The following is a 24,373-nucleotide window of genomic DNA, read 5'->3' on the forward strand; positions in this document are numbered from 1 at the left end:
TCCTTATCTGGGTATGTCCCAAGTCCAGCTCTTGCCGATCGTCGCGTCCAAGACCGATTCCGCGCCCCCGATACCGGGCGGGTATCGTTGCCGCTGATGGACTTACGCCTGCTGCGGTATTTCGTCGCGGTGGCCGAGGAACTGCACTTCGGCCGTGCCGCCGCACGGCTGCATATGTCCCAGCCGCCGCTGAGTCGGGCCATCAAACAGCTCGAAACCGACTTGGGCTGTGTCCTGCTGCACCGCTCGCCCATCGGCGTCGCACTCACCCCCGCCGGAAGCGCTCTCTACGAAGAAGCGCGCCTGCTGCTGACCCAGGCCGAGCGGGCCCGAGTCCGGGTCATCGCGGCCGCGGGCACCGCCACACTCACCATCGGCACCCTCGCCCACAGCGCCGAACAGGCCGGAACAAGACTCGCCGCCGCCTATCGACACCACCACCCCGGCGTGCACATCCGCATCCGCGAGGCCGATTTCACCGATCCGACCACCGGACTCCGCTCCGGCCTCGTGGACGTCGCCCTCACCCGTACCCCCTTCGATCAGACCGGTATCGCGACCCACATACTGCGCACCGACCGGATCGGCGTTGTGCTGCGCGCCGACGATCCACTCGCTCACCGCGACAGCCTGCGCCGACCCGATCTCGCCGACCGTCCCTGGTTCCGATTGCCCGACGACACCGACCCGCTATGGCGCGCCTACTGGACGCAAACGACCGGTCACGAAAAGGACGGCCCGGTTGTGCGAACGGTCCACGAATGCCTACAGGCTGTCCTGTGGAACGGCTCCGTCGGACTCGCCCCCCTCACCCATGACCTCCCCGACGGTCTCATCGCGGTACCGCTGACCGATATGCCGTCGAGCGACCTGGTCGTAGCCTGGAACAAGGGTGACAACAGCCCACTGATCCGGTCGTTCATTCGCATTGCCGCCGCCATCTACCGCGCTGACCCGATCGGCGAATAGCGATCGTCCGACACAATCAGCCCCCTGGCCGCCGGCTCCGCGCCCGGATCAGTCGCAGTTCGCGACGTAGGCAAGTTCATTCGCGAACTCGCCCCGGCGTCTACCCCCGGACGCTCGCGAATCCCATCGGCGGCGTGGCCGAGGGCCCCGTGCGCAGCACCGGGCGGAAGTCGGGCAGTGCGGGCAGGACGTCGGCATTGCGGGCGGCGTAGCAGCGCACGCGCGGGAGCATTCGGGTGACCTCCGCGCGTTCCACCGGTTCGGCGTCGATGAAACCGATGGTGTCCAGGGACAATCCGAGGGTCTGCGCGATACGGACCAGCGATGACGACTTGCGACCCCAGCCGATCTCGATGGCCGAGAACATATCGTAGAGCCCGTGCCGGTACAGCTTGTTCAGGGTGAGGTCGCGGTCGCTGCGGCTGGCGACGGCGTGCCAGATGCCGCGCTCGCTGAGCATATGCAGTGTGCGTAGGGCGGCGGGCCGTGGTGCGCCGCTGGTCGCATCGCACACGACACCATCCCAGAGGGTGTTGTCCAGTTCCCAGACAAGACATCTCAGAGCCGGTGTCATCGCCTGCCCCTATCGGTTGGTCATCGCTGCCGCTCCTGCCGTGTCGTCGGCAGATGGGGCTGGTTGTTTCGAGCGACTTACAAAGCAGTCGCTACGACCAGCACACCATCCAGCGAACGGCAGGTGCCGGGCAAGCCCCCGCTTTCTTGGGAGCCCGTCCGGCCGACGTGATACTACCGGTACCGCCCGGGAATGCTCTGTCAAAAGCCGTAGTAGCGGCGGACGAGGCATTCGTAGACGCGCGCGGGCGCGAATCGCCGGGTCCAGAACGACAGCCGAACATCGCTGCCGCACAGGTAGGTCTGGCGCGGTCTATCCGTTTCCAGGATCGTCCGCACCTTCTCGGCTACCGCCTCGGCGGACTGTCCGGCCGCGAGATAGCCGGTGACCCGCTCCAGCACCGAGATCCGATCGGGGGTGTAGGACTCGATCGGATCAGCAACGCGCACCGCGGAATCGATGATCGGGGTGACCGTCCACCCCGGTGCGAGCACCGAAACATGGATGCCGAATGCGGCGGTCTCCATGCGCGTCGCCTCACCGAGACGTTCGATGGCGGCCTTGGTGGCCGAGTACCAGCCGCCGTAGGGTTCGGCGATCGCGCCAGCACCCGAGCTCACCACGATCACGCGGCCGTTGCCCTGGGCCCGCATGATCGGCAGCACCGCGCGCAGTACGCGGTGCGTGCCGATCACATTGGTGTCGACGAGCGCGGCGGCCTCGTCCGGGTCGGTCTCCTCTACCGAGCCGACAATGCCGTAGGCGGCGAAGGTGACCACGGCGTCGATCCGCCCGTGCCGTGCGTGCGCGGACTTCACCCAATCCGCCACCGCCTCGCTGTCGCGGACATCGACCGCGCACACACCGTCGCGAGCGACCTTGTCACTGCCTTCGACCGTATAGCCGACGCGCGCAAGGTATTCGACGGTTGCCGCACCCATACCGTTGGCGGCGCCGGTCACCAGAACGACGGTCATCGGGCACACACCTGCAGCACCTGCGGCAGTACCTCCAGGCGCGCCGATTCGACGATCGCGATTTCGCCGTCCAATTCGAGCGGTGCCGGCGCGGCAGGGCGCAGTTCCACCGCAGTGTCGCGGTGGCAGGTGGCCAGTGCCGAGCCCGCGAACTTGCCGCGGTAGAGACCGGCGATGAGACCCAGAATTCGGGCACGCCCAGCGGCTTCCCAGATATTGACATCGAACCGGCCGTCGGCTCGAGTGACCGGGGTGTCATAGTACATGCCACCGGCGAAGTGCACGCTCTTGAGTACGCCGACATTGGTGATCGGCGCGGTGTGTACCCAGTCCGAGCCGCGCAGCTCAATGGCCAGTGGCTGGTGGGTGGCGATATTGCTCAGTGCGGTGGCGATGATGGCCGCCTCGACATTGCGTGACTTCAGCCAGCCGATCAGGCCGCGGGCATGGTTGAACGAATGATTGCCCGCCGCAACGAGTCCCATACTCGCATTGAGTAGAAAGTAGCGGACCGTGCGGGTGCCGTCGGGCAGCAGCATGGTCGCTTTGCCCACATCAACGGTCTCGGCCGGACCGAGCCGGACCGGGATATCGGCGATCCTGGTACGCCCGGGTTTGTGGAAGTCATTGGAACTGCCGAGCCCGACCGCGCCCAGCGCGGTATTTTCCGCGCCGCGCCGCGGCCGGTCGGTCTCCGGATCCATGATGGCGTTGAGGACCAGGTTCACCATGCCGTCACCGCCCGCCGCCACAATGACATCGGGCGCTTCGGACTCGAGACTCGCGCGCACCAGCTTCGCGGCTTGCTCTGCGTCGCTAGGCATTTCGACGGTGAGATCGGTATCCCGCCCGCGTAAGGCGTGTTCCACCGGGCGCCATCGCTGCAGCGCGGTCCCGGCATTGGACTGTGGATTAAGAACGACGAGCATTACTCCTCCTCGATACCCAGCCACTCGCGCAGCCGAGGCCAACCCCCTGTACTTACCAACCCGGTCCCCGAACAGTTTTGCGGCACAGCAGATTCCGGCACATTCACCAGGAATACGGGGATACCGATCCGCGCCGCTGGCGCATCGTTGATGGCGTCGTTGCCGATCATCACGCATTCCCCCGGTTCCGCGCCGAGCCGATCCAGCAGTTCTCGGTAGAACTCGATGCGTGGCTTCGAACGGCGCATGTTCTCGCCGCTGGTGCGAAAGGTGAACACGGACGGGTCGTAACCGCCCCAGCCCAGCCGGGTGCTGACCGTGCTGTCCGGCCACAGCGGGTTGGTCGCGACCACTTGCGTGGTGCCCGCCTCCTGGAGCCTGGTCACCGTATCCAGCGCCCACGGCTCGGGCGGAAAACACCTCCGCAAGCGTGGAAAACCCGCTTCCGCCAAAGCCGTCAGCTGGGCCGCGACGGCGTCGGGTGCGACGCCGAGCCGGTCGGCGAGCAGCCGCACCATGAGTTCGGTATTGGTGTGCTCGGTGTCGTTCGCGCGCACTTGCTTCAGCACGCCGTACAGGACGCGCAGAAACCGATGCGGCGGAGTCAACTCGCGGAATGCCTGCGCGGCCGCCAGCGGCATGAGTGTCTTGAATCGGCGCCTGTGCAGCCGCACCAAGGTGCCGTCCAAGTCCCACAGCACCGTTTGCCCGCCCGTCTCCCGACCACCACCCCCCATAGAGTCGCTTCGCGAGGCTGTATTCATTCCTGGCTGTCCAGTACCGCTTGCAGGTCTTCTCGGGTCAGGCCCAGTTCTGCCGCGTATTCGTCGATGCCGGGACGCTCCGTCGCGCCGGTGCCGATTCCCGTCCGGCTCGCCAGTTCCGAACCATAGGCGACACCGAGATCGACAACCGTCTTGGCCAGTGCCGCCGGGAACAGCCAGCGGCCGAGATCGCGCTGGAATACCCGAGTCAGGCGGTACGGGGCCGAAATTCGCGCGCCGAGCTCCGACAGCGCCGACGGATCGCGCAGCGAACTCATCTTGCGTGCCTCCACGCCGGGCACCAGCAGCAGATCCGACCACAGCCGCCCGAAGCTGCCGCGTTTCTCGGCGGCGACCGCGGTCATATTGAATTCGGTGTAAGCCTTCTCGATGCGCGAGGTGTGGGTGGAGCGGCTGTGCAGCAAGGCGTGGATATCGGCGGTCTTGCGCGCGGTGTCATAGCGGGTGAAGCGATTGATATTCGGGGCGATCCAGCCGATCAGGGCCGCGAACTCGGGAACGGGAACGAGCCGATCAGCCAGCGAAAGGGCGTGGTACATCAGGCTTTCGCTGCCCGCCTTGGAGATTTCACCGGCCAGCAGGTCGTAGTCGAGGTCGCTCGCGTAGCGGGCCAGATTCCAGATGTCCGCGAGTTCACGCACACCGGTCTTGTAGTAGGGCAGGTGGATGCCGAGGTGGTGCAGGTTGTCCTCGTGCGACATGGCCCAGGCGGGCACACCGTAGAAGTCGATGCGCCGCACCCGCTTCCAGATGGCGGCGTAGTCGATGGTGTACGGGGCCAGCGGGGTGATGAGGGCCCAGTGCGTGCCGACGACCAGCGCGCCGTCACGGGAGACGAACGACGGTAGGTGGTGGGAACGTTCGGCCCGCACCTTGGGCGCCTTGCCGAGCAGTTCGGAGGTGGCGAAAAGCCCCAGCTCCCGGTAGATCTCGATGGCGGTGTCGACCTGGTCGAGTTCGATGAGGATGTCGAGGTCGTTCATGCGCTTGTAGCGCGGGTCGTGGTAGATCTCCGTCGAGAACAGCATGCCCTTGAGCACCACACAGCGCACGCCGCGTTCGTCGAATCGGCGCAGCAGTTCGCGTGCGCCGGACAGGCGCCGATCATTCACGGCGGCAATGTGATCGGTCACGCTGGCGAAGTGCGCGCGCACCACTTCGGGTACGAGCTCGTAGAGGTCTTCGGTTTCCAGGCGGCGCTGTACCAGCGGGACAGTCGCATTGAGCTTCGCCAGCTCGAACACCTCTGCCCAATCGGTGATCTCGTGGGCGAGCTTCGCCAACTGTGCCCGCTCGTCCGCACTGGGGTCGGCCAGTGCGGCGTGCACCAGCAGGCGTTCGGAAGTGGTTGCGCCCGCGGCAATCTCGGTTCCGGTCATATCAGCGCAATCCTTCGTATTCGGTGGTGCCGATTTGTTCGGGGTGGAAGGCGAAGCGGCGCGCGACGGCCGAGATCTTCTCCAGCGCGAAATCCAGCTGCTCCCGGCTGAGGGTGGCCATCATGCTGACTCGCAGCCGCTGCTGTTCGCGTGGCACCGCCGGGAATTCGACGCCATTGACGAAGACCCCCTCGGCATGCAGCGCCGCCACCACCTCGGCGACAGCCAGACGCTGCGGCACCAGGATCGGAATGATCGCGGTCTGCGGATCGACCGCGAAGCCCATCCGGCGCAGTTCCCGCACGAAATACTCGACATTGTCGTGCAATTGCCGGACGCGCTCGGGGTGCGCGTCGATGAAATCGATGGCGGCGAGCACCGAGGCGACGACCGCGGGCGCCAGCGCTGCCGAGAACATGTACGAACGTGCGAAGAAGCGCAGCGTGTCGACCAGGTCCTTCGAGCCGGCGACGAAGCCGCCGGTGGTCGCGAACACCTTCGAGAACGTGCCCATGTACAGCTCGACCGACCCGGGCCCCATGCCGAAATGCTCTGCGGTGCCATGGCCTTTCGCACCGAGCACACCGGTGCCGTGCGCGTCATCGATGGCCAGCCAGGCCCCGAACGAATCGCACAGTGCCCTGATGTCCGGCAGCGGAGCGATATCGCCGTCCATCGAGTACACGCCCTCGACGGCGACCACAATATTCGCGCCCGGATTGCGCCAGCGGATCTGCATCAGCCGGTGCCGCAGATGCCGAAGGTCATTGTGGTCGAAGGCCATCGAGCGGACCCGCCCGAGTTGAATGCCGTCGTAGAGGCTGGCGTGGCTCTGCTCGTCGTACAGCAGGATGTCGCCCTTGCGCAGCAGACCGGTCACCCAGCCCACATTGGCGGCATAGCCGGAGGAGAAGACCAGCGCGGATTCGCAGCCCTTGGTCTCGGCGAGGCGTTCCTCCAGCTGCCGATGCACCGAGGTGGTGCCGTTCAACAGCGGCGGCCCACCGTGGCCGACACCGAATTCGCGGACGGCACGGACGGCGGCCTCGACGATCTCGGGTTCGTTGCCGAGCCCCAGGTAGTTGTTCGAGCCCAGCATGATCAGGTCGCGGACCGCGCCGCCGTCGGGATCACGAACCTGCACGACCGGTCCCGCCGGTCCGGTGATCTCACGCAGGACGAACCCGGTGCCACGCGCATTCGCAACATAGGGCCGGAACTCCGCGAAGCGCTGTTCGAAGGTATGCGCGGCGGGATCGAGATAGTGTTCGAGGCTGAAGTTCTCGCCGTGCCCGGCGCTGGTCTGGTGCGGGACGGCCGCGGTGGAAGTCATGAGCTGCGTTCCTGAACAATAGTTACGGTTCCGGCCTTGCCGTCGAGAATCAGCACATCCCCGCTGGCGACCGAGCGGGTGACGCCAGGGACGCCGACGACGGTGGGAATGCCGAGTTCACGGCCGATAATTGCGGTGTGCGAGAGCGGACTGCCCTTCTCGCTGACCAGTCCCCCGGCGGCCACCATCAGGAAGACCCAACCGGGATCGGTACTGGCGGCTACCAGGATCTGGCCGTCGATGACCACATCCGGTTCCGGTGTGGTCAGCACCAGCGCCGGGGCTTCGACTCGGCCCGGCGCGCAGCCGATTCCGTGCAGCACATTGCCGGAATCGACGGTCGGGGCCGGATGTTCGAAGGACGGATCGTTGATGCCGACGGCCGCGATACCCGCGGTGACGATCCGCGTCGGCAACTCCTCGGTGCGCCACCGCTCGTGGTCGTGTTTGCGGGTGGCGACCGTGCGCGCGGCATCGGTATCGACGGCGGTGCCCCGGGTCAGTGCCGCGATCTCCTCGTAGGTGAGCCAGAAGATATCGCGTGGATCGTCGAGCAATCCCGCCGCGTGCAGCTGCCTGCCGTACTCGCGGAACACGCGCTTCACCAGGCCGAACGAGCGGCTGCGGCCGAGTCGCATGTTCTCGCGCTGCTTCACATGCTCGCGCGCGCGACCCAGCGCGAACCGGAATGCCATGCGCTGTAGGAACTTTCCACGGAACAGGGCCGCCGCGGTATGCTCCGCGTCGCGCCGAATGAGCTTCTCGCGCGCCGCCATCTCGTCGATATTCTGACCGCCACGCAGGTAGTTACGCAGCATCGGCACCAGCCGCTCCGGATGTTCGCCCAGCGGGTCGGTTTCCAGCTTCAGCTCGTCGACGGTGCGGTCGCCGAACAGCGTGATATGACGCAGGCAGGCGGCACGGAAATCGGCGAATCCGGTTTGTGCCAGGGCTTTCCACACTTCATGCGGCTCGAGCGGCCCCTCGACTAGTTCGCGTAGTGCGGCATCGGACCGCACCGTGTCGGTCAGGGCAAGTGCAGAGCGCACCGGATCGACGCTGTCGACCCCCTCTTCGCCGCAGAACAATTCGTTGCGCAGCGTGATGGCGGCCGTCTCGGTGAGACCTTCGCGTTCCAGCAGCAGCCCGACGACGTGGAACATCTGCTGAGCCAGGAAGTCGTTGAAGATCTGCACCGCGTAGGCGGGCACGAGTTCGTGCAGGCAGCGCTCCATCCACTCCAGCAGCGCCTCCGGATCACGTTCCCGCTCCGATGTTTCCGGGGCGAGCCGATGGTCGAGGTCGGCGGTGAAGGACTGCAGTTCGGTGAAGAACGCGCGCAGTCGGCGCGGCAGGCGCAACCAGCCAACGGTGATGATGGCGGCGATGCGCAGCCGCAGCAGATACATCTTCGCCCGTGCCATACCGCGTTTCGGTGCCGCGGGCCGCTGGTAGCGGTTCTCGATATTGAGAGCCGCCTCCCAGCCCTCGATCGCGAACTCCATACCGGGAATCTGCAGGAACAGCCGGTACCAGTTGCTGATGTTGTAGTAGATGCGACCGTGTGCGGTGCCGACGAGATACGGGTACAGGCTTGCGGCATTGCGGTCGACGATCGCGTCGGTGGCGCCGAAGTCCTTATGGCAGGCTCGGAATACCTGCTCGTAGGCATTGCGCAGGATGGAAAAGGTCAGCGGGCTGGACAGGCCGGGATAGGACTCGGCGACATTGACATTGTCGAAGATGGTTTCGCGCGCGCCCGTCGCGGTGATCGGGCGGGCCTGGAGCAGGTAGAGCACCCCGGCAGCATCATGGGCCCATTCGACATCCTGTGGGGTGCCGAAGGTTTCGGCCAATGCCGTCGCGGTGTCGACGAGTTCGACGACCTCGGCATCGGTGAGAGCTTGATCGGTGACAGCGTCGATCGGTTCGATGACCGTGCCGGAACGATCGGCGGCCACCACGACTCTGCTCTGCTTCTCCGCGACCGACCGGGACACGATGGTGCGCGCGGCGGTGTCGACGAAATAGGTGTCACACTCGACGGTTCCGGCGACCACGCCCTCCCCGAGGCCGAGCGCCGCCGAGACGACGGCTTCGGCCGGATCGCCGGTCTGGGGGTTGCAGCTGAAGACGACACCGGAGACCGCACTGTCGATCAGTACCTGAACCAGGACGGCGCAGTCGATCGCGGCATTGTCCAAACCGCGATGGGCGCGGTAGAACAACGACCGCTCCGAGTAGGCGGAGGCGAGAACTTCCAGCACCGCCGCGGATACGTCCGAGGGCGCGACATTCAGCAACGTATCGAGTTGACCCGCGAAGGAGTCGGTCGCGGAATCCTCGCCGCTCACCGACGAGCGTACGGCCAGTCGACTGCCGGATCGCGCTGCGCGATCGACGATTTCACTCACCTCGACGTCGAGGTCGGCTCGGATATCCGCGGGTATCGCCGTGGCGAGAATGATCGCGCGAATCTCCGCCGACACCGTACGCAGCGATGCCGGATCGGTGTGGTCGAGCGAATTCAATACCGCGGCAATGGATTCGCGGATCGGTTCGAGGGTGCGAGCGCAGGCGGCGGAACTCAGCACCACGAACGGCGGCACCCGGTATCCGGCCGCCACCAACCTGCCGAGATTCGCCGCCTTCGCGCCCACCTGGGTCGTCATCGTGGGATCGGCGGCCAGTGCGATATCACTGACCATCACGCCGAGGGTGGGTTCGGGCCGCACCGAATCGCTTCGCGATGCGCTACGCCCACCCGTCACCCGGCCACCACCCCCCACCGAATCGCTTCGCGATGCTGTACGCCCACCCGTCACCCGGCCACCACCCCTCACCGAATCGCTTCGCGATGCTGTACTCATTGCGCGGCCTCCTGCATGGTCTCGGCCGTCGGAACCGCGGGCGCACGCCGGGTGAGCCGCACGAGTACCGGATCGGGGGTATTGGATATCTCCGGGTTCTCCCGCACCCGCATGCCGTTGACGAGTTCGATGTCGTAGCGGGCCAACAGCATCGCGATGCCGACCCGTACCTCCATCAGCGCCATATGCTGGCCGACGCACAGATGTGCGCCCCAGCCGAACGGGAAGTAGCGGAACGGCGGGCGGGCCTTGTTCTGTTCCTTGGTGAACCGGTCGGGATCGAACGTCAGCGGGGAATCCCAGAATTCCGGGAAACGGTGATTCACGAACGGGCTGATCACCACGATCGCGCCCGGTCGCAGATCGAAGCGGTCGAAGCTGTCCGGCTCCAGTGCGGTGCGGCTGAACGCCCACGCGGGTGGGTGCAGGCGCATCGCCTCATCGATCGCACGACCGGTCAGTTCCAGCGCGGGCAGCGCCGGGCCGACGCCGTCGGCAAGTGCGAGCGCGACATCGATCTCATTACGCACGCGGGTGAGAACCGCTGGGTTGCGGCACAGTTCGTAGATCGTCCACGCCATCGCGCCGCCGGTGGTCTCGTGTCCGGCGAGCAGGAAGGTGAGCACCTCGTGGCGCAGTTGCTCGTCGTCCATGGCGTGCCCGGCGTCGTCGCGGGCCGCGAGCAGCCGGGTCAGCAAAGAGGTGGTGTCGGTCTCGGCATTCCGATGCCGCTGAATCACGCTGTCCACCACACGGTGCAGCCGTTCGAGTACACCCTGGAAGCGCCGATTGGCCGGAGTCGGCACGCTCGGCGGCACCTGGATGGGGGCCGACATATGCCGCATCACCCACGAAACACCCTCACGCACATCGTCTTCGATCTGCGGCAACACGCCGTCGATATCGGAGCCCATGACGGCACGGCACACCACATCGGCTGCGAAACCCATCACCTCGGGCACGAGATCGAAGGCCGCGCCGGTCGCCGCGTGCGCATCGAGACGGTCGAGCATCCGCTGCGCGCACTGTTGCATCAGTGGAATCTCGGTATCGACATGCCGGCGCGCGAAGGCCGGTTTGATCAAGGCGCGCTGCCGTCTCCACAGTTCGCCGCCGCTGGTGAGCAGGCCGGGTCCGAGCAGATAGTTCAGGCTCTGGTAGCTGATCCCCTTCTCGTATTTGGCCGCATTGGTGACCAGCACCTGGTTGATATGGTCCGGTTCGACCAGCAGGTGCAGTTGTTGGTGCACCAAGCGCAGCCGGACGCTGCCGCCCTGGTCCACGGCCTGCTCGTAGAACAGCGCGAGCGGATCAGCGCGGTAATCCGGATACGCGCCAAGGGGATGTCGCAGCGTCGGACCGCCGAGTCGACGGCCGCGAAGCTTCGGCTGCACACTCATGGCTGCGCCTCGCTGACGCGCGGCTCTGCCATAACTGTGGTCACAGCGGTGTTGACGGTGCGCTCACTGCGTTCGCTCATGCCGCTCCCCCGGCACCGACCAGATCGTCCTCGACCAGGAACAGCCGCCGGGCCTCCGCGCGCTGGACCTTGCCGCTGGTGGTCTTCGGGATGCTACGCGGCGGCACCACCCGAACACCGGCTGGCAACACACCCGTGCGCTTGCTCACCGCGACGCGCACGGCCCGCCGCAGCGCATCGTGTTCGGTGGTGTCCGCACCGGATTCGACGATCAGGTGCAGTTCTTCGGAAAGCCCATGGGTATCGGCATGACCGACCGCGGCGACGCCGCCCAGTCGAACACCCGCGACTTCCTGTGCGGCGAGCTCGAAGTCGGTCGGCAGGTAGTTCGCACCGCGGATGATGATCAGGTCCTTATGCCTGCCGGTAATGCGCAATCGACCGTCACGCAGGTAGCCGATATCGCCGGTGTCCCACCAGCCGTCGTGGGTGGCGGCCGCGGTCTCGCCGGGCAGCCGGAAGTAGCCGATGGTCATGGAGGGGCCGCGGAATTGGATGCGGCCGATGACATCCGCGCCGCAGATCGCGCCGTCCTCGGCCACGATGCGTACTTCGGTGCCGGGCAGCGGTGCGCCGCAATCGACGATGTGCAACGCGTCGCTGTCGTCCTCCGGAATATCGAAGGCCACACCGTCTCCGGTGAGCGCACGCCGCGATACCGAGTCGTAGGCGACCGGCGCGTGCGGGCGGTTCACGGTGACCGCGAGGGAGGCCTCGGCCATTCCGTAGCACGGGACCAGCGCGTCCTTCGGCAGTCCCCGGGCCGCGAACCGGTCGACGAAGTACTGCACGGTCGGCGGATGGATGGGCTCCGCGCCGCAGAACAGGAACCGCCAGCTCGACAGGTCGACGCCGTCGAGCTCGGCGTCGGTAATTCGGGCCGCGGCATATCCGTACGCGAAATTCGGTGCCGCCGTGATGGTTCCGCGATACCGGCTGACCGCGCGCAGCCAATCCCCCGGACTGCGCAGGAATCGGCTCGGCGGCATCAGCACCGCATCGAAGCCACGGAACACCGGTGTCAGGAATCCGCCGATCAGCCCCATATCGTGGTGCAGCGGCAACCAGCCGACCCAGGTATCGCCCGGCCCCATCGATGCGGCCATGGCGATCTGTTCGCAGTTGGCCGCGAGATTCGCGTGGGTGATCTGCACGCCCTTCGGTGTTCCGGTCGACCCGGAGGTCGCCTGGATAAAGGCCAGATCTCCGGGTTCGGGAAGTCTGGGGGCCAACGTGGGCGCATCCGGTGCACAGGCCCAGGCGTGCAGCACATCGCCGTCGATGGCGGCCACGGCGTCCGGCAGTGCTCCCCCTGCGAGCACCGACGGGGTCGCGACCACCGCCGCGGGTTCCAGATAGGCGAGCAGCCGAGTGAATTTGTCCCGGAAGATATCCGCCGAACCGAAGCCACCCGGCGTCGCCACCGCGGTCGGCACCGCACCCAGTAGCAGCGCGCCGAAGAATGCGGTGACGAACTCCGGGGAGGTGGGTAGGCACAGCATCACCCGATCCCCCGGCTCGACACCCTCGGCGGACAACGCGGCCGCGGTGCGTGCCGCAGCCGCGGCAAGATCATCATGGCGCCAAGCGGTTTCGCGGCCGGAACTATCGCCGCCACGCTCTGGAACGAAGATCGTCGAGGGGCCGGCCGCACCGCGACCGGCATTGGCCAGCAGCGCGTGCACGATCGTCGGATGCCGGGGAGTCAGCGCTGTCATTGCTCACCCCGCACGTACCGCACGATCTCGCCGACGGTATTCAACTGTGCCGCCGCGTCTTCCGGGATGACGATGCCGAACGCCTGCTCCAGCTGAATGGTCAGTTCGATGGCCGTCGGCGAATCCAGTCCGTAGTCGATCAGTTGGGCGGAAGCATCGATATCGTCCGCCGAAACCCACAGCACCTCGCCGACAATCGCGCGCACCCGCGCCTCGATCTCGGTGGCCGGGGTATGTGCCTGTGTACTCACCCGAGTAACTTCCCTTCCGTCACGCAGGCGCGCACCGACTCTTCGAGGTCGACGCCGTCGCCGGTGTCGATGCGGTGGAATCCCACTTCCGGGAAGGCCGCCGCGAGGGTGTCGCGTACCTGGAGATAACCGTCACGCAGGGCTGCGAGCCGCTCTGCTGTTTCATGGGCTTCCTTGGGCCCGTCCCCCGAACGTTGCGCGCACCGCGCCGCGGCCTGCTCAGGCGGAACGTCGAGCCAGAGCACGGCATCCGGCAGTGTGGTGCGGAAGCGGTCGGCGAAGCCGGGGACCGATTCGGTCACGTCCCGGCGCACCAGATCCGCGATCTCCGAGAGCAGGTCCCAGATATCCGGAGAACTGCCGAGGCGTGTGGATTCGGACCGGTGCCAGGCCAAGATGTCATCGAAGGTGCCGGGCTGGTGGCGTTCCAGAACGGCCGCGATCGCCGCGGCCCGGTCGTGACCGTTCCATTCCGGGCGGGCCAGTGCGACATACAGCGGTCCGTAGACGAGCAGTTCGATCAGTGGATGCCGTTCGAACACCAGCACATCCGGCGACCAGGTGCTCAGGAAATGCCGCTCCACCGGGCCGAACAGCGTCATCTGCAGATACATCGCCGTGGCTTTCATCTCCAGACCGGCGATTTCGTCGCATCCGACGCTGAATGCCTTGAGCTGCCTGGACAGCTCGGTCAGCGGCACATTGCTGGTGTTGTGGAAGTCCGGGCAGGTCATCGAGGCGAACGAGCCGGTGGCCGGTGCCAATTCGCGCAGTCGCGCCATGACCGATGATTTGCCAGCGCCGTCGATGCCGACGATCGCGACGCGACGGGTCCCGCTTATCGCCCGACCACCGCGCCCCATCGAATCGCTGCGCGCCGTTTCCGTGGTCACCGGTCGTCCTCCCGCAATTGGGCGAGTACGGCCTTGGTGATATCGGCGGGCGCCGCGGTGCCGTCCAGGCGGATCCAGCCGAACTCCTCCGACAATGCCTCCAGTGCGTCGTGGCTGCGGCGCTGGAACGCCAGGAAGGTCTCCTCGTCGCCGTAGCCGCTTTCGTAGTCGCTGCGCAACTGCTTGCGCCCCAGGGCATCCTGCGGACTCACCGAGAGGTAGAAGGTGCGGTCGGGTTCCGGGAAGCCCGCCGCCAGCTTGCGCAGCACCGTCGCATCGCCGCCGTGGGCGACTTCGGTGGCGAAGTACTTGTACCAGTAGGCATTCGCCAGCAGGATGTCCGCACCGCGCTCGGCGGCCAGATCGAAGGACAGCTGCATGGCGTGGAACAGGAAGTGCGCGCGGCTCAGCGGGGACAGCAGCTTCAGGTAGCCGTAGATCTCGGCCGGACTGCGCCAGGGCAGTTTCGAGGAAACCTTCGGGTCGAGGAACGCATCCCAAATGGTCACGGCGGCAACGCTGTGACCTTGCGCCTCGAATTCCGCGGCGATGCGGGCCACCTGGGTCGTCTTACCCGATCCGTCGGCACCGGCGATGCAGATCAGGCGCTTGCGTGCGGTCAGTGGTTCATCCGTTCTGCTGGCCGCCGGGCGCGGATGCTCCGGGGGCTGGGGTTGTTGCTCGGGCTCAACGGGCCGCAACGGCACCGCACGCGCAGGCGCGGGCTCATCCGGCTCCGGGATCGGTGGTTCGCCGGGTACCGGCCGCGGACGCTCTCGCGATGGCTCCGGTTCCGCGACGGTCGCTGCGCTGGTATCGGGTCCTTGCTCGTGGTCGGCCTTATCGGACGACCGTGCGACCGGCGCTGCCTCGGATGCGACCGCCGTCTCCAGCACACTGACGACTCCGGCACCGCCGTCGACCCGGATCCGCTGTCCCGAGCGCACCGCCGTCGTCGCACCCGCGACATTGAGCACAGCCGGAATTCCGTACTCCCGCCCGATGACCGCGGCATGCGAGAGCATCCCGCCGACCTCGGTCACCACGGCGGCCACCAGCCCGAGCGCGGGCGTCCACCCCGGGTCGGTGAACCGGGTAACGAGAATGTCGCCCTCGCGCAACTGGTCGATATCGGCCAGCGAAGTGATCACCCGGGCGGTGCCCTCGGCGACACCGGGACTGCATCCGAGTCCGGTCAGATCGCCGTCGCCGATCTCGCGGACCGCACCCACCGTGACGCCACCGCCGAGCTCATGGGGCGGCACCAGATCCCGGTAGCCCGCGTAAACCGCACGGCGATAAGCGATCTGGGGCGCGAGCGTCGCGATTCGCACTCGCCCGGCCGCCAAGTCGGTCAGTTCGTGGATGGACAGCTGGAAGACATCATCGGCATGTTCGAGCGTGCCCGCCGTGGCGAGCCGCACCCCGGCCTCGACGACATACGCGCGCACGATGGCATAGCACTGCGAGGAGAATTCCCGCATGCGTTCGCGGGCGACCAGATACCGGCGCATCCGCTCGATCTGCTTGTCCAACGCCTTGGCGTGTTTCACCCGTGCCAGCGGTTTGGCCCGCACCCGCGCACGCACCGCTGCCAACTCGTCCTCGTAGCGTTTACGCTGATCCACCAGCGTCACATCGGGATTCGCGGGCGGGGTGCCGTGTTCGAGCATGACCGCGATCATCGATCGCACCCGCTCGGGCGCCTCCGACCAGCGCGGGCTGGTGAGATCCAGTTCCGCGTCGGCATGGAAACCCTGCTCGTCCAGGAAGGTTTCGATGGCCTTGGTCCATTCAGGACTGTCGAGACCGTGATCGCGTGCCACCCGGTGCAATTCGACGATGCCACGCTGCAGCTGCATATGGCTGATATCGGCGAGCCCGCCCATCAGGTCGATGGCCGAAGTGGTCCCGCCGGTCATGGCGTCGACCTTGTCGAGCAGCTGTTTGAAGTCGGTCTGCACGCTGGAGTTGTTGTAGATGGTAGTGAAGTAGGTGCGCTCGGTGGCGGCGTGGAAGGTCAGCAGGCAGTCCGCCAGATCGGCGACGAAGGTGGCCTCGTCGGTCTGCGCCAGTTCACGAACCCGCTTGCGCCACACCGCGTACTTCGCTGGCCACTGCACCGCGAACACCTCGACCGCGGCCAACTGATCCTGGTAGCTCTTCTGCACCGCCAGCGCCGCCGGCAGCGCCCTGGCGATCGTCTTCGCATTCGTCGGGGTGCGATGCGGTCCGTCGGGACCGTAGTCGTTGAGCACCCCGAGGTCGTCGTCGAAGTGCTGTTCGTCGAAGCCGGGAATACGGAAGAAGCACTGCTTCACCGCGCTGACATTCCAGTAGGCGCGGCCGTAGTACATGGCCATCCAGTCCGGCTCCACACCGGGTTCGGCGAGTTTCAACCGCTCGAAGAACTGTTGCATCGAGTACTGGAAGGCGTTGTCGTACAGCGAGAACATCATCGGCGTGCAGACGCGCGCCGAAACACCGCCGTCGCGCAGATCGGCATCGGAGAACTGGTCGATATCGGTGCGCCAGGTGATCGCGGTGATGGCGCGCGCCTGCAGCAGCCACAGCTTCCCGTCACCGTCGATGGCCCATTCGATGTCCTGCGGACGGTGCCGGTGTGCCTGCACCGCGAGCATCAGCGCGGCCAGTTCAGTGGTCGCGCCGGGATCGAGCCGCACATCCTCATCGCCTGCCGCACGCTCGACCACCGAACCGTCGAACAGCCGCAGCGTGTACCTGGTCGGTGTGACATGTCCGGAGACGAGTCGCTCGCCGAGGCCGTTGCACGCTTCGACGACCGCGTTGTCCTCGACGCCGGTGAGCGCGTCGATACTGAAACCTACTCCGGCACAACGGGCGTCGACCATGCGCTGCACCAGCACGGCCACCGAGGCGCCCGCCTCGTGGTACCCGTGCCGGGCGAGGTAGGCGCGAACTCGCTCGTTATGCACCGACTCGCGGCACTGGTCGATATATCCGCGCAGTGCCGCGACATCGGTGATGTCGAGATAGGACTCGTATTGACCGGCGAAGCTGGCATCGTCGAGGTCTTCGAGCACGCCGCTCGAGCGCGCGGCAACCGGGAATCCGCCCAGTGCGCGCACCCAGCCACTCAGGTCCGCATCGGAGACCTCGGCCAGATCGAGATCGGCGGTGACGACGAAGCCGGGCGGGACCTCGAATCCGGCGACGATCAATTCGTGCAGCGTGGCCGCCTTGCCACCGGCGCGGTCCGGTGCGAAATCGGCCGCGCCGAGGAACATCGGGGCGGCAGTGGCGGCAGTGGGAGTTTCGGACACGGTGGGAGCTCCTGTCGGAAGCAGAACCGGGCGCACATCGTGACGTGCGGCCAGATCGCGCGCGGCACGCACACCTGCCGCGGTCAGGCCGCCGTAGGAGGGACTCGCGGTGCGCGGTTCGAAACCGAGCAGAACGGTTTCGGCCATGCACGCGTAGACGACCCCGGCGGGCAACCCGGTTTCGGGAAACGGGGGTGTCTGGCCGAGCGGCAGCGCCATGCGCCCGCCGGAGACCAGAGTGATATTCGGTTGATCGGACACCGCGGGATCCACATCGCCGGGGACCGCGAGATCGACCACGAGCACCGGATGGTCGTCGGCCAGCCGCTCGGCGGTGACCACGGGCACGGCCGAATTGGTGGCGGTGAGCACGATGCGGCAGGCACGCAGCGCGGTCAGATCCTCACTGACCGTCACCGCTGCTGGCAGCGACGATGCGACTTGCTTCAGCCGCGACGCCGATCCGGCGCGCCCGACCAGGGTCACCGAGTCCGCGTGCGGCGCTAGCAGTTCCGCCATCACCGCGCCGATATTGCCGAGCGCGCCGAGGATGCCGACCCGCCGCTGCCCCGGTTCGAGCCGGGCGAGTTCGGCACGGACGACCTCGTAGGCGCAGGCCGCGGTGAGCGAATTGCCCGACGTCACCTTGACGGTATCCTCCACGACATCGCGCGCGGCGTTGGTGACGATCGAGGTGTAGCCGCCGAGCCCGATCACGGTGGCGCCCAAGGCGATCGCCTGCTCCACCGCCTCGAGCACCAGATCGCGCAGCCAGGCCCGATGTCCGGCGCGCTGGCATTCGATGATCTGCTCCGCCGAGATCGGCACCGCGATCAGACATACCTCGACCGCGGCGCCGGCCGGCGACGTGACGATCTGTCTGGTCAGTTCGAAGGGTTCGGCCACCCCGCGCAGCCGTTCGAACAGCGCGGCGAACTGGCCGTCGGACCATTCGGCCAGTTCCGGCGCGAATCGGCGCAGGTCCGCCGCGTCGGGCAGATTGGCGAGGAAGACCACCCTGGTCGGTGCGTTCCAGTCGCGCGCAACCTCGTGGGTGCGCCGCCGAGACGGAGACTTGCGTTCCGGCACCGGCCAATTCGTAGTGACCGGTGCGGCCAGGTGCGCGAGCAGTCGCGGGTAGTCGCCGCGATGCAGCAGTGCGGCCAGATCGTCGAGCGCCGCCGCTAACCGGTCCAGTTCCGCGTCGGCGAGGAAGGCCGAGGGCTGGATGCGCAGTGTGGTCGGCGCGGAAAGTGTTGGCAGCATACGGATCTGGTGGGTGTGCAGCAGATAGCCCGCCACCACGTACCCGAACATCTCCGGATCGCAGATCTCGCGCAGGAGTGCGGATGCCGGTTCCAGCGGTGACAGTTCGATGCCGTGCAGCAGTCCGCGGCCGCGCACGGCGACGATCTCCTTCGGCCAGCGGCACGCCACCGCGTCGAGCCGGGATCGCAGTCGCGCGCCGGTGTCCGAGATGCGGATCTGGTTGTCCCGCAGCAGGTCCAGTGCCGCATCGGCGACCGCGCAGGACAGGTCGTCGTCGGCGAAGGTCGAGGTGTGGTAGCGGCCGAAATCGGCGATCGAGTGCTGCCGGTCGACCAGCAGGGCGGAGATCTTGACCAGTCCACCGCCCAGCGATTTCGAGAGCAGATAGTAGTCCGCGCCGACCCCGGATGGTGCCGAGGCGAGGAAGGTTCCGGTGCGGCCCATACCCGACTGGATCTCATCGAAAACCAGTGCCGCCGAGTGCAGATCGGCCAACTCGCGCAGCGCGCGCAAGGTCGCCGCCGGAACCTCGCGGACACCGCCCTCGCCCTGGATCGGCTCGGCGAATACCGCCGCGATCGGCGAGATCCGGATCGACGACCGCACCGGCCGACCCGTTCCGTCGAAAGTGATCCGGCATACCGGCCGCAGTTCCTCGGCAAACGCCTCGGCGACCGCATTCGGCTCCCAGGTCTCGAGCCTGCGCCGTTCCGGACCGGGCACCACCAGATCCGCCGGGGTGTCGGCCTGTTCGGTGAGGGCGAACGCACCGGCGGTCTTACCGTGGAAGGCGCCGGTCAACGAGACGAAAACCGGTCCGCGACGGCGTAGTTCGTCGATCTCGCGCAGTGCTGCGGTGAGCATCTCCGTGACCGAACGGCCATCGTCGTCGGGAGCGCCGGATCCGTTGTCGGCCACGGTGATCGGACGCACATCGTGCAGACCGTCGCGCCGAACCCGACGCAGTGTGCGGCGCAGTTCGGTCTCCAGCTCACCGAGTGTGCGCGCGTGTGCCACGGCCGCATGTCGGATCGCCGCCTCGACCGCGTCTGCACCGGTGGATCCGAAGGTCACCACGTACTCGCGGCCGGTGCTGGCCGCCACCGATGCCGAGAGCCGTCGTGCCAGCCGCGCGGCCCCGGGCCGGACACTGCCCTGGGCGACGAACGGGGTCTGCTGGTTGAGCCGCGCGGTGGCCACCCGCACCAGCGCCGGATGGTTGTGTCCGAACAGCGCCGCGCCGAAACCGCCGACCAGATCCAGTACCCGCGCGCCATCCGGACGGATCAGGTGGTCACTTTCGGCGCCCACATACACGAGATCCAGATGGCAGGCACGTAGCAGCCGAGCCAGCCCCGGACGGTTGTGCCGAGCGAAATCATCAAATAATTCGTGTTCGGAAACAATGGCGCCGGTATTTATTTGTTCCGGAAACAGAACGCTCGCGGACACGACCTATGCTCCGATGCCCGAGTGCCGATTCGTGGCGGACTTGGCGACCACACAGTCGATTACGTCGCGGGCGGTGTGCAGAGCGGCGGCCTCCTCGTCAGAGATCTCGATGTCGAAGGTTCGCTCGAGTTCGATGACGAGTTCGGCCGACCGGACCGAATCCAAGCCATAATCCAGCAACGGCGTATTCACATCGATCTCGGACACCCGCAAGCCCTGCGAAAATAGGTCGCACACCCGCTCGTGAACATCGTTCAACCCGGTCATCCCACGTCCTCCATCGCGCTCGAACCTACCGTGCTCGCCGTGCGCGCAACACGGGCCGAGACCGCGGACTCCGCCGTATCCAACATGAATCTTCGCTGTTCAGTGCGGAATTCAACGCCAGCCGAGACTGCGCTCACTTGCCCTCCGATACGGCAATCAGGACCGTCACGTCCAATATCTCGTCGATGCGCACAACTGTTAGCAATCACAGCGGTGCATGCACACATCTGTACACCGCTGATTTGCGGCTGGCAATCCGAATAGCCTTGCCGCGCAGTCTGTTCAAGTCACCAGCAACCGTCCTGCTAATTTGACTCGACACAGTGCACGAGACCCGCGTGCACCCACCGAAAAGGGGGCGTGACGAGTCCCCGTCTGAGACAACACATTCCGCGATTTGACATTACAGATAATTCGTCAATTCGACTGCGCCACCGGATGACGGCATCAATTTCCAATAAATCCGCTGTTCACGCCCGGTTCACTGAGCAGACAGCAGAGTTTCCAAACCAACTCATCGGTATTTTTGTTTTGGATTGGGCCCTAACACATTCCGCGTCGAATGCAAAGTCACGTAACGACATTTTTACAACGCGCCGCACAGCACGCGCCAGACCTGAACTCCCGGCTAACTTCTGGTCCCGTCCACGGATGTGACCGCTCTCATTACTCGCCGGTAGCACCTCTGAAACACTGTGACCGGTCACAAGGGCGCACCGGCCCGGCCAGCGCACTCTCACAGAACCCCGCGAACCGGACCGCAGCTGACCTCGGACGGTTAGTGTGAATGCGCCACACAGCAAAACCGGGGGCAAAAGGAGTCGCGAATGTCCGTGGACCACTCGACCCGGCCGACCCTGACCCTCTCGGGTAAGCCGATGTCGTCCTCACTCAAGGACGTCCGCGCGCTGTCCCGGCAGATGGTCGGCCACTTCGTGGACAACGTCATCCCGTGCGCGACGATGCCGGGGGAAGCCATCACCGGCGATTTCACGGCCAGCACCCGCGTCTGCCTCGAGATCGCGGTCAGCATGCTCGACGGCAAGGACATCCCGGAAAAGGTGCAGCGGCTAGAGGACCATGCCGCCGGGTGGGCCCGCGAGGGCGTGCCGATCGACACCATCCTGCATTCCATCCACGAGGGCTTCCAGATGGGCCTCGGGCTGGTGGTGTCCAACGCGACGGTCAAGGACTACGACAATCTCGTCGACGGCGCCAAGATGGTCATCGAACTGCTGGACAAGCTCACCTCGGCGATCTCGGTCGCCTATATCCGCGAGCTGCGCTCGGTCGTCAGCGAGCACCACACCGCGGTGCACACCCTCACCTCGGCGCTGCTCGGCGGGCACAGCACCTCGACCATGGCACGCGAATGCGGTATCGCCATCGCGGAGTCGTACCGCGTTCTCGCCGTTGCCATTCCGCCACACCGCGATGAGCACAATCCGATGCTCGACGCCCAGGTGGTGGCCCGACGCAAGTTGCGTCGGCTGCAGGCCGAACTCGCGACGCAGTGCGGTGCGAGCGCGCTGTCACTACTGAGTGTGGACGGCGGCACCGTTCTGATCCCCTCGACGCAATTCGACAACGATCAGCTCGAGGCGGTGGTGACGCACCTGTCGCAGGCCGCGCAGGTCGGGATCACGGTGACGATGGTCGAGGCCACGCCGGAACAGATTCCGAACGCGGCCGACCAGGCGCACGAACTGCTCGACATGGTGCATCGGCTGCAAGCGGTGGCCGGGCTCTATCAGTTCGACGAACTCGCCCTCGAGTACCAGCTCACCCGCCCGGGACCCGGGCGCGAATACCTCGGCTCACTGCTCGATCCGCTGGACGAACATCCCGAACTGCTGGAAACCCTGCAACGTCATATCGCCAATAACCTCAACCGGCAGCGCACCGCCCGGGTCCTGCACGTGCACACCAATACTGTCGACTACCGGCTCAAGCGCATCGGACAGCTCACCGGGTTCGATCCGTCCCAGCCGTCCGGACTCTGGTACCTGCGCTCCGCCTTGGTCGCGCGCACGTACCGCACCTGACGCGGGTCTGCCGGGCGGATACGTCAGGACGAAATGCCGAGCCCCTCGGCCAGCACCGGCCACGAATTCTTCAGCGCCTCTTGCCAATAGCCCCACGAGTGGGTACCGATGGGCTGGAAGTCATAGGTGGCCGGGATACCCAGCCGATCGAGTTCGGTGCGCAGGTTCTGGGTTTACCAAAACCGCCATTTCCAACATCCGCTGGTGCGTAGGCACAGACAACGTGCGGCGTTGGGCGCCAAAGCTGTTCGCCGAATCCGGCGGGGCCTTGACGTCGATCCCGCTCGGACGCTTCAGTGCGTGGATGACCGTCATCGAGTCCTACATCGAGCGCCCGCCGTCGCCGGAATTGGCGGGGGTGGTGCGGACAGTCTGGATCCAGCGCACCGGTGCGGCGGCGTACGTGCAACGGCACCTGCCCACGGGCGGGGTCGAGATCCACTTTCCGATCGGTGGCCATCCCCAACTGGTTGGTCCGCTGACCGGTCCGGAGATCGAGGTCATTCCGGCGCACACCACCATCGTGGGTGTGCGATTCCAACCAGGGACCGCGCCGCCCCTTCCGACGGTGCTCGACGACCTGGTGGGCCAACGCCTGGGCCTGGCGGAAGTGTGGGGAAGTTCGGTGGACCGCCTGGTGGAGACGATGGCCCGGGCCGGGACGCCCGAGCAGGCGCTCATGTTCTTGCAGGCCCACCTCCTGCAGGAGTTTCGAAGTGCGGTCCACATGGATCCACTGGTGGGCGAAGCCGTGAAGGTGCTGATGCCCTGGCACCCGGTCGATATCGACACCCTGGCCGGCCACCTGGCACTGTCCACGAGCCAACTGCGCCGCCGCTGCCTGCAAGCGGTCGGGGTGAGTCCCAAGGTCTTCAGCGCCCACGCCGTCTCGGTCGACGGCTATACCCACCTCCACTACGAGGTCGTCCGATGATCCTCGTCACCGGAGGGCTGGGCATGATCGGCGCCCACACCGCCCGAGCGCTCCTCGACCTCGGACACGAGGTCGTCGTCACCACGCACCGCCGGACCGAGGTGCCGTCGTTCCTCGCCGGCCGGGTCACCGTAGAACCCGTTGTCACCGACCGGGACGCCTTCCTCGCCCTCGGCGGTCGCCACGACATCAGCGGGATCGTCCATCTCGCCGGCAGCCTCCCCGACCAGGACCCCGTCGGCTTCTTCCGCAGGGAGACGACCGGCCTGCTCAACGCGCTGGACGCCGCCCGCACCTGGGGCGTACGCAGGTTCGCCGTCGCCAGCAGCATCGGCGTGTACGCCGGCCGGACCGAGACCCGCTGGCACGAGGAACTCGCGCTGCCCGCCGCGGAGCTGCCGCACCTGATCGTCGCCTTCAAGAAGGCCGTCGAGCCACTTACCACGCACAGCCTCCGGGGCAGCGGTGTCCAGCCGGTCGTGCTCCGGATCGGGACCATCTGGGACCGCTCGTCGACCCGGAATCACCGTTCTTCCCCATCCCCTCCTACATCAACGCCGTGCTCCGCGGCGAGGAGCCGACGCCGCTGCACGCCGACGACGGCGGTGACCGCTGCTACGCACCCGATGCCGGGCGCGCGATCGCCCTCCTGATGACCGCGCAGACCCTGCGGCACGACACCTACAACGTCTCCAGCGGCCGGCCGGCCACCAACCGCGAGTTCGCGGACGCCCTGCAGGCGATCACCCCCGGCCTGCGGCTCGACCTCCTGCCCGGACGACAAGACGGCCCCGGCGACGACCCCTACCTGGACACCACCCGGCTCACCCGCGACACCGGGTTCGCGCCGACCTTCGACGTCGCCAAGGCGATCGCCGACTACGCCGCGTGGCGCGCCGACCACCCCCGCTGACGGAGCACATGCTTGGGTCCGAGGTGCGCC

18 protein-coding genes and 1 pseudogene are annotated in these 24,373 nt (G+C 66.5%); 5 read left to right on the top strand and 14 right to left on the bottom strand.

Annotated features, from left to right (window positions below; genetic code table 11):
* Window positions 1-96: 96 nt before the first annotated feature.
* Window positions 97-969, top strand: a complete 873-nt coding sequence (locus ACQP1G_RS26815) for a LysR family transcriptional regulator (protein WP_433192321.1) — start codon at window positions 97-99, stop codon at window positions 967-969.
* Between the two features lie 100 nt (window positions 970-1,069).
* Here ACQP1G_RS26815 and ACQP1G_RS26820 read toward each other — a convergent pair whose 3' ends face one another.
* The 13 genes from ACQP1G_RS26820 to ACQP1G_RS26880 form a co-directional block, all read right to left on the bottom strand.
* Window positions 1,070-1,543, bottom strand: a complete 474-nt coding sequence (locus tag ACQP1G_RS26820; protein ID WP_433192322.1) for an HAD-IIIC family phosphatase — start codon at window positions 1,541-1,543, stop codon at window positions 1,070-1,072.
* Between the two features lie 200 nt (window positions 1,544-1,743).
* A complete protein-coding gene (locus ACQP1G_RS26825; protein ID WP_433192323.1) occupies window positions 1,744-2,520 on the bottom strand; it encodes an SDR family NAD(P)-dependent oxidoreductase in 777 nt (258 codons plus the stop codon).
* Window positions 2,517-3,449: a diacylglycerol/lipid kinase family protein gene (locus ACQP1G_RS26830; protein WP_433192324.1), complete on the bottom strand. Its 933-nt coding sequence runs from the start codon at window positions 3,447-3,449 to the stop codon at window positions 2,517-2,519. The genes ACQP1G_RS26825 and ACQP1G_RS26830 overlap by 4 nt, the downstream gene beginning before the upstream one ends.
* Window positions 3,449-4,186, bottom strand: coding sequence for an HAD family hydrolase (locus tag ACQP1G_RS26835; RefSeq protein ID WP_433192325.1), 738 nt, complete (start codon window positions 4,184-4,186; stop codon window positions 3,449-3,451). Before ACQP1G_RS26835 ends, ACQP1G_RS26830 begins: the two co-directional genes overlap by 1 nt.
* Before the next feature lie 23 nt (window positions 4,187-4,209).
* Entirely contained in the window at window positions 4,210-5,613 is a 1,404-nt protein-coding gene (locus ACQP1G_RS26840) for a nucleotidyltransferase domain-containing protein (RefSeq protein ID WP_433192326.1), read from the bottom strand.
* Window position 5,614: 1 nt separating this feature from the next.
* A complete protein-coding gene (locus ACQP1G_RS26845) occupies window positions 5,615-6,946 on the bottom strand; it encodes an aminotransferase class I/II-fold pyridoxal phosphate-dependent enzyme (protein WP_433192327.1) in 1,332 nt (443 codons plus the stop codon).
* The gene (locus ACQP1G_RS26850; RefSeq protein ID WP_433192328.1) at window positions 6,943-9,654 is read right to left on the bottom strand and encodes a PEP/pyruvate-binding domain-containing protein; all 2,712 of its coding nucleotides are present in this window, start codon (window positions 9,652-9,654) and stop codon (window positions 6,943-6,945) included. The genes ACQP1G_RS26845 and ACQP1G_RS26850 overlap by 4 nt, the downstream gene beginning before the upstream one ends.
* Window positions 9,655-9,812: 158 nt before the next feature.
* Window positions 9,813-11,216 carry a cytochrome P450 gene (locus ACQP1G_RS26855; protein ID WP_433192329.1) on the bottom strand — a complete coding sequence of 468 codons (1,404 nt, stop codon included), beginning with the start codon at window positions 11,214-11,216 and terminating at the stop codon, window positions 9,813-9,815.
* 76 nt (window positions 11,217-11,292) lie between these two features.
* Window positions 11,293-13,014: a fatty acyl-AMP ligase gene (locus ACQP1G_RS26860; protein ID WP_433192330.1), complete on the bottom strand. Its 1,722-nt coding sequence runs from the start codon at window positions 13,012-13,014 to the stop codon at window positions 11,293-11,295.
* Entirely contained in the window at window positions 13,011-13,265 is a 255-nt protein-coding gene (locus ACQP1G_RS26865; RefSeq protein ID WP_433192331.1) for an acyl carrier protein, read from the bottom strand. The genes ACQP1G_RS26860 and ACQP1G_RS26865 overlap by 4 nt, the downstream gene beginning before the upstream one ends.
* Window positions 13,262-14,158 carry a hypothetical protein gene (locus ACQP1G_RS26870; protein WP_433192332.1) on the bottom strand — a complete coding sequence of 299 codons (897 nt, stop codon included), beginning with the start codon at window positions 14,156-14,158 and terminating at the stop codon, window positions 13,262-13,264. The genes ACQP1G_RS26865 and ACQP1G_RS26870 overlap by 4 nt, the downstream gene beginning before the upstream one ends.
* A complete protein-coding gene (locus ACQP1G_RS26875; RefSeq protein WP_433192333.1) occupies window positions 14,155-20,184 on the bottom strand; it encodes an aminotransferase class III-fold pyridoxal phosphate-dependent enzyme in 6,030 nt (2,009 codons plus the stop codon). The genes ACQP1G_RS26870 and ACQP1G_RS26875 overlap by 4 nt, the downstream gene beginning before the upstream one ends.
* Window positions 20,185-20,187: 3 nt before the next feature.
* Window positions 20,188-20,451: an acyl carrier protein gene (locus ACQP1G_RS26880; protein ID WP_433192334.1), complete on the bottom strand. Its 264-nt coding sequence runs from the start codon at window positions 20,449-20,451 to the stop codon at window positions 20,188-20,190.
* 827 nt (window positions 20,452-21,278) lie between these two features.
* Here ACQP1G_RS26880 and ACQP1G_RS26885 point away from each other — a divergent pair.
* Entirely contained in the window at window positions 21,279-22,496 is a 1,218-nt protein-coding gene (locus tag ACQP1G_RS26885; RefSeq protein WP_433192335.1) for a PucR family transcriptional regulator, read from the top strand.
* Between the two features lie 23 nt (window positions 22,497-22,519).
* Here ACQP1G_RS26885 and ACQP1G_RS26890 read toward each other — a convergent pair.
* Window positions 22,520-22,669 (bottom strand): annotated as a pseudogene (locus ACQP1G_RS26890) (esterase family protein); the annotation flags it as partial.
* A gap of 131 nt (window positions 22,670-22,800) precedes the next feature.
* Here ACQP1G_RS26890 and ACQP1G_RS26895 point away from each other — a divergent pair.
* From ACQP1G_RS26895 to ACQP1G_RS26905, 3 genes are read left to right on the top strand one after another with little or no spacing between them, the layout of a single operon-like run.
* Window positions 22,801-23,430 (top strand): DUF6597 domain-containing transcriptional factor, encoded by a 630-nt coding sequence (locus ACQP1G_RS26895; protein ID WP_433192336.1) that lies wholly within the window; start codon window positions 22,801-22,803, stop codon window positions 23,428-23,430.
* On the top strand, window positions 23,427-24,083 hold the full coding sequence (locus tag ACQP1G_RS26900) for an NAD-dependent epimerase/dehydratase family protein (RefSeq protein ID WP_433192337.1): 657 nt from the start codon (window positions 23,427-23,429) through the stop codon (window positions 24,081-24,083). The genes ACQP1G_RS26895 and ACQP1G_RS26900 overlap by 4 nt, the downstream gene beginning before the upstream one ends.
* On the top strand, window positions 24,083-24,343 hold the full coding sequence (locus ACQP1G_RS26905; RefSeq protein ID WP_433192338.1) for a hypothetical protein: 261 nt from the start codon (window positions 24,083-24,085) through the stop codon (window positions 24,341-24,343). Before ACQP1G_RS26900 ends, ACQP1G_RS26905 begins: the two co-directional genes overlap by 1 nt.
* Window positions 24,344-24,373 lie beyond the last annotated feature (30 nt).

The sequence above is a fragment of the Nocardia sp. CA-107356 genome, assembly GCF_050946365.1.
Taxonomy (GTDB): domain Bacteria; phylum Actinomycetota; class Actinomycetes; order Mycobacteriales; family Mycobacteriaceae; genus Nocardia.